Source organism: Staphylococcus sp. B1(2026) (assembly GCF_058895785.1).
In genome coordinates this window covers 1-2,048 of the sequence record NZ_JBZXTS010000092.1, presented here as the reverse complement: position 1 = coordinate 2,048, position 2,048 = coordinate 1, and the positions used below count along the sequence as shown (strand labels likewise).

General features: G+C 30.4%; 2 protein-coding genes and 1 pseudogene. 1 reads left to right on the top strand and 2 read right to left on the bottom strand.

Translation table 11 applies throughout. From position 1 onward, the window contains the following. Positions 1 to 110 precede the first annotated feature (110 nt). Positions 111 to 803: a plasmid pRiA4b ORF-3 family protein gene (locus AC5EAH_RS08010; RefSeq protein WP_493494256.1), complete on the top strand. Its 693-nt coding sequence runs from the start codon at positions 111 to 113 to the stop codon at positions 801 to 803. Positions 804 to 1,173: 370 nt separating this feature from the next. Here AC5EAH_RS08010 and AC5EAH_RS08005 read toward each other — a convergent pair whose 3' ends face one another. Together AC5EAH_RS08005 and AC5EAH_RS08000 are read right to left on the bottom strand one after the other, a co-directional pair. Beyond that, positions 1,174 to 1,698, bottom strand: coding sequence for a transposase family protein (locus AC5EAH_RS08005; RefSeq protein ID WP_493494255.1), 525 nt, complete (start codon positions 1,696 to 1,698; stop codon positions 1,174 to 1,176). Positions 1,699 to 1,788: 90 nt separating this feature from the next. After that, a pseudogene (locus tag AC5EAH_RS08000) lies at positions 1,789 to 2,048 on the bottom strand (hypothetical protein); the annotation flags it as partial.

Sequence of the window (2,048 nt, the reverse complement as noted above, 5' to 3'; positions counted from 1 at the left end):
GGCACCAACAAAAAGTTGACACTATCTCATTACAAAGTATATTTTTAAATTTAGTCTAAATATGTTAGAATAATATTACATAGATTATTTTGATTACAGGAGATGAGAAAATGGCTCAACATTATGTTTATAGGTTTCACGCAAAACTTTCAGATTATGAGCCGCTAATATGGCGTACATTTGAAGTTGATGGGAATAAAACGATGGCTCAATTAGGTTATATTGTGATGATTATGTTTGAAATGCAGGCGAGTCATTTGTTTTATTTAAGAAATAATCAACCTTCGTACTTTTTAGCCGATGATGATATAGAAATGGCATATGCTAGATTTGAATTGTCTAATGACATAGCAGAAGGCTTATATCATCAAGAGATTGAATGTGTTATTGCTTCAGATGAGGTTAATATTAATAGTGTTAATTATTTAGAAGGTGATGAAATAACATTAACTTATGATTTTGGAGATAACTGGAAAGTTATTTTGAAAATAGAAGATATTACTAAAAAAGAAGTTTCGCTTAGAGGGTTACCACGTGTATTAGATGGTGCTGGTTTTGGTATTTTAGAAGATGTAGGTGGTACTCATGGTTTAGCAGAAATAGCAGAAGCTTTGAAATCTGGTAAAGTTCATCAGCATAATGAATGGTTAATGGAATTAAAAGAAGCACAATTTGATTTAGCACAATTTGATATTGAAGAAATGAACGCTCGTCTTAAAAAATTAGTGCGTATTTATAAGGATATTTATGAGTATGGCATTTCTCCTAATAAGAAATTAATTAAATTTTTATTGCGCACATAATGATAGGAAATGAAATTATAAAATAAATATTGAATCTTTATGTCAATGCTTTTTGATTATGTCCCGAAAATTTAAAATTGTTAGCGAGATGATTCTGAGGAATTTCTCGCTATTTCTTTTGGTGTTACACAATGTTTTTAAATGTCTGTTTTTGATCAAATTCTTCTTGTGTGATGCCCTTATTTTTAAATATCGAATAAAGGAATTACGTTTCCAAGGGTGAGTCATAGGTGGAATATAGCTACGTTTTGATGTTTTTTCTGAATGATATCGAATTCTTTGGATTGTTTTTCATGTGTTTCTAACTGCTTTGTCGCAAACAATTCATCTCCAATGCTAGTGAATAGCCTAGCATCAACAGATTTAATCACTAATATTTCAGTCCCTTTATTAAAATATTTTCAATACCTGTAGAAGTTATAGGTAAATAATATTCATTTTGAAAACGAAAATGATGCCCAGCATTGATTTTTCTTTGAGTAAGAACACCTAAAATAATATTTAAAGTAGATAAATCAGGTGTTTTTTCAAAGATAGATGTGATATGATGAAGAGGTAGTCCAAAACGTTGATTGAATTTTTTTATGTAGGAGTGCAAAAATTCATTCGCTTCCTTAACAGAGGAAATTTTATTGAGATCAAATTCAGCCACCAGGCGAGATTGAAGGGTACCAAATACTCTTTCAACTCGCCCTTTTGCTTGTGGTATAGACGTAGTTTGTATAGTGACACCTAATTGCTTACAAGCATAACCGAATTGAATAAATGTATCGTTTTCTAAATTCTTTTTTGATAATGATGCATATTCAAATATAGTACGACGATCAGTTTTAAACATATTAGGAATACCGTAGTTTGTAAGAATTTGATGACAGATAGTATAGTAACCTTTCAAAGTTTCTTCTTTATCAAACCAAGCACCGACAATATGTCACAAAGCATCATCAATGGCAATATGTAAAGTTGCTTTGTGCCCGGTACAAAATCAATCATGGATACTTGCATCCATTTGAAACTGTTCATCAAAGTATTTTTTTCTGGGGCGACTAGGGTGAGCGTGATGATTTTCTAAAGCATCTATTTTTTCTAAAAGTAGGTTACCTTTACTTCTATTTTTTTCTTTATTCAGTTGTGCTTTTAAAATGTTTGCCACAGTAGAACGAGAAATACTTATATTTTCTATCTCATTCAATTTTTCAGTAAAGTGAGTAAAATTAAATTTAGAATATTTTTCAATATACAACT

What these genes read in the sequence shown, in the direction of transcription:
- AC5EAH_RS08010 (WP_493494256.1), top strand. Translation starts at nt 111, where the DNA reads ATGGCTCAACATTATGTTTATAGGTTTCACGCAAAACTTTCAGATTAT.